General features: G+C 71.1%; 3 protein-coding genes. All 3 read right to left on the bottom strand.

Going from position 1 to position 4227, the window contains the following annotated elements; genetic code table 11:
• Positions 1–226 precede the first annotated feature (226 nt).
• On the bottom strand, positions 227–2326 hold the full coding sequence (locus tag D7X32_RS43440; RefSeq protein ID WP_120608346.1) for a BatA domain-containing protein: 2100 nt from the start codon (positions 2324–2326) through the stop codon (positions 227–229).
• Positions 2323–3204 carry a DUF58 domain-containing protein gene (locus D7X32_RS43435; RefSeq protein WP_120608345.1) on the bottom strand — a complete coding sequence of 294 codons (882 nt, stop codon included), beginning with the start codon at positions 3202–3204 and terminating at the stop codon, positions 2323–2325. The genes D7X32_RS43440 and D7X32_RS43435 overlap by 4 nt, the downstream gene beginning before the upstream one ends.
• Positions 3205–3217: 13 nt before the next feature.
• The coding region (locus tag D7X32_RS43430) for an AAA family ATPase (protein ID WP_208752744.1) at positions 3218–4227 on the bottom strand (1010 nt) is incomplete at its 5' end.

The raw sequence follows: 4227 nt of genomic DNA, 5'->3' as shown, positions 1-4227 counted from the left end.
GGGTCCTTCGGAATGCGCCGCCTCGGCGGCTTCGCTGGCGGGCAGGGGCGTCCTTCTTCCGGCTTCATCTCCTCTCTACCCTCCCCCCAGGACTCCTTATTTCGCGCAACCCTCCAGTCGGACAGGTCTGGGAGACCGTGGCCGAGGGGCCGCTCCCGCCGAGCGGCGGAAACCTGTCCGACAGTCGGACAGGTTTTGGATTCCTTCGGGCGGCAGGCGGCCGGGGCTACTTCCGGAGCAGCGTGCCTTCGAAGAAGAACGCCAGGCACGCGGCCAGGATGAGCCACGTCCACAGCGGCACGGCGGGCTTGTCCGCGTCCCCCGTCGAGGCCTTCACCGTGTCCTCGCCGAAGTAGGCCGTCAGCGTGTCCTGCGGCACGCGGGTCAGGTCGCTCTCCGCCGGGTCCAGCGTGGCGGCGAAGTCCAGCGCGGCCACGGGCTTCCCATCCGCGCCCAGCACCGAGTGCACCCCCGGCTCCACCGTGGGCCCCGCCACGAACGAACCGTCCGGCTGCGCCTTCACCGGCACCTCGCTGCCATCCGGCGCGCGCACGCCCGCCACCTTCTGCGTGCCCTCCGGACGCAACGTCACGGTCTCGCCCACGCGCACGCGCACCTCCTCGCGCTCCTCCAGCGAGCCCGTGAGGTACGCGGCGAAGCGCTGCATCAGCGGCAGGAAGCTCGTCCGGATGGCGAAGTCGCTCCAGTCGCGGTCCACCGTGCTGGTGAACAGCGCCACGCGCCCCTTGCCCCGGCGTGCCACCGCCACCGCGGGCGCCCCGTCCTCGTACGTGGCCAGCACCTGGCTGGTGCCCGGCGCGGACGGGCTGTCCGCCTCCAGCAGCATGTACTTGTAGAAGCGCGCCCCGATGAGCCCCTCCTCCGCGCGGCCCGTGAAGGGCGCGAACAGCGGATGGTCCACCTTCACCTGCGCCAGCTTCGCCGTCTTCGTCTCCGCGTCGGGGTCCTCGCGCTCGGCGCTCGTGCGCACCAGGCGCAGGGGGCGCGGCAGGAGCGTGCCCAGCCGTGAGTTGTACGCCTCCGGGTTCACGTGGTCGCCCACGCTCACGAAGAGGCCGCCGCCGTTCTCCACGAAGGCCGTCAGCTTCTGCGCCTCCTCCTCCGACGGCGCCATCGTGTTGAGCAGCAGCACCAGGTCATACGCGCTGAAGTCCTCACGCAGGCCCACCTCCGCGTCGCGCACCGCCACGTCCACCGGCGAGCCCGGCGACGTGAGCGCCGCGTCCACGAAGAAGGCCTCGTCCCGGTAGCGCGTCGCGTGCGGCGAGCCGTTCACCACCAGCGCCTTCAGCCCGCGCGGCACCGGCAGCACGAAGGACCGCCGGTCGTCCTCCGCCAGCGAATCCGGCGCGAGCGTCACCTGGCCCACCACCGTGCCGCCCTGCGGGAAGCGCACCGTCAGCGTCTTCTGCGTCGTGCCTCCCGCGGGCACATCCACGAAGCCCTTGGCCAGCGTGGACTCGCCCACGCGCACCGCGGCCTCCAGGTCCTTGGCCGGCTTCGTCCCGAAGTTCCGCACCGTGAACGTGAACTGGTACGCGCGCGGCCCCGCCTGCAACGCGGGCTCCACCCGCAGGTCCACCAGCGCGTGGTTGTCCAGCGACTCGCGCCCGGACGCCACGTCGCGCAGCACGACCTCCGGCTTCACCATCGTGCCCGTGGGCCCCTTCACCGTGGGCGGCGGCGCTTCCAGCCGGAAGCCGGAGGCCGTCATGTCGGAGACCACCACCAGGCGCTTGCCCGGCATCGGGTTCTCCTCCAGCGACCGCGCGGCCATGTCCAGGCAGCGCGACAGGTCCGCCGTGCCGTAGGTGGGCTTCGCCTCGTCCACCAGCGCGCGCAGCCGGGCCCGGTCGAAGCCCGGCGGCGGGGGCGCTTCCGGCGCGCCGGTGCACACCATCACCGTCGCGGGCTCCTCCGGCAGCAGGTCCTTGAGCGCGTCGCGCGCCTCGTCGCGGCCCTTCTCGAAGTTCGACGTGCCGTCCGACCAGCGCATGGACAGCGACGCATCCAGGATGACCGCCGTGGCGGCGGGTCCGCGCGTCACCGTGGCCGCCTGCGCGTCGCGGGTGAACTCCGGCCGCGCCAGCGCGATGGGAATCGCCAGCAGGATGAGCGTGCGCAGCGTGTACAAGAGCAGCCGCTTCAGCTTGAGCCGGCTCGCCGTGCGCTTCTGGCTCCTCAGCACGAACGCGAGCGGCCCGAACGGATGCGCCCGGGGCCGGCGCCGGTCGAACAGGTGCACCAGCACGGGGATGAGCGCACCCAGCGCGCCCAGCAGGAACCACGGGTTGCCGAACGTCACCGGCGCCTCCCTCGACGTCCCAGGAAGCGCAACAGCACCTCGTCCAGCCGCTCGTCGGTGCGCACCAGCTCGTAGTCCACGTCGGCCTCGGCGCACTTCGCCTTCACGTCCGCGAGGAACGCGCCGAACTCCTCCAGGTAGCTCTGCTTGATTTCACGCGGGTTCACCTCGATGCGGCCCTCGCCCTCCATGTCCAGGAAGAGCGTGGGGTCGTCGAAGGGGAACGTCAGCTCCGCGGGGTCCACCAGGTGGAACACCGCCACGTCGTTCTTGCGCTGCCGCAGCGCCAGGATCCGCTTGAGCGCTTCCTGCCGCTCATCCAGCAGGTCCGACAGCACGATGACGGTGGAGCGCCGGGGCAGCACCTCCGCCAGGTGATCCGCCGCGCTGCCCAGGTCCGTGGGGCCCTTGGCCTCCGTGTGCTCCAGCGCGTCCAGCAGCACGTTGAGGTGCCCGGCGGAGGCGCGGGGCGGCACGTCCTTGAACGCGCCGCCCACCATGAGGGCCAGGCCCGCCGCGTCCTGCTGGCGCACGAGCAGGTAGCTGAGCGCGCCCGCGAGCGTCTTGGCCACCTCCAGCTTGGACATCGCGCCGCTCTGGTAGCCCATGGACGCGGACGCATCCACGACCATCACCGAGCGCAGGTTCGTCTCATGCTCGAAGCGCTTGACGTAGTACTTGTCGAACTTGCCGTAGGCCTTCCAGTCCAGGTGGCGCAGCTCGTCGCCGGGGGCGTACTCCTTGTGCTCGGCGAACTCCACGCTCTGGCCCTGATGGGGGCTCTTGTGGAGGCCGGACAGCACGCCCTCCATCACGGCGCGGGCGCGCAGCTTCACGCCCTGGAGGCGGGACAGCGTCTGGGCGTCGAGCAGCGGCATGGGGTGGAGGCGCCTAGCCCTTCACCACCGTGAGGAGCTGGTCGATGAGCTTCACGGACGTGATGCCGTCGCTCTCCGCGGTGAAGTTGGGCAGCACGCGGTGGCGCAGCACGGGCCGCGCCAGCGCCCGCACGTCCTCCACCGTGGCCACGAAGCGGCCGTTGAGGATGGCGCGCGCCTTGGCCGCCAGCACCAGGTACTGGCTCGCGCGAGGACCCGCGCCCCACGACACGTTCTTCGCCACGAAGTCCGGCGCGCCCGCTTCCTTGGGACGCGTGTGGCGCACCAGCTCCACCGCGTAGCGCACCACGTGGTCCGGCACCGGCACGCGGCGCACCAGCTCCTGGAGGGCGAGGATGCGCTCGGGCGAGAGGATCTTCTCCAGCTTCGGCGGCGCGCCGGCGGTGGTGCTCTTGACGATCTGCACCTCCTCCTCGGCGGTGGGGTAGCCCACGTCCACCAGGAACATGAAGCGGTCCAGCTGCGCCTCGGGGAGGGGATAGGTGCCCTCCTGTTCGATGGGGTTCTGCGTCGCGAAGACGAGGAAGGGCAGCTCCAGCGGGTACGTGCGGCCACCGGCGGTGATGCGGTACTCCTGCATCGCCTGGAGGAGCGCGGCCTGCGTCTTGGGCGGCGTGCGGTTCACCTCGTCCGCGAGGATGATGTTCGCGAACAGCGGCCCCTGCATGAAGCGGAAGGAGCGGCGGCCCGTGGTCTTGTCCTCTTCCAGGATGTCCGTGCCCGTGATGTCCGAGGGCATCAGGTCCGGCGTGAACTGGATGCGGTTGAAGGACAGGTTGAGCACGTCCGCCAGCGTGGAGATGAGCAGCGTCTTCGCCAGGCCGGGCACGCCCACGAAGAGGCAGTGGCCGCGGCTGAAGAGCGAAATCAGCAGGTGCTCCACCACGTCCCGCTGCCCGACGACGCGCTTTTCAATCTGCTCGACGATCGCGTTGCGGGCCTGGGCAAGCTCCTCGACGGCGCGCAGGTCCTCGGGGGTGGCGTCGGACGGGGGGAGTGGGG

It is taken from the genome of Corallococcus carmarthensis (genome assembly GCF_003611695.1).
GTDB lineage: Bacteria > Myxococcota > Myxococcia > Myxococcales > Myxococcaceae > Corallococcus > Corallococcus carmarthensis.
This window is presented reverse-complemented; position numbering and strand designations above follow the sequence as displayed.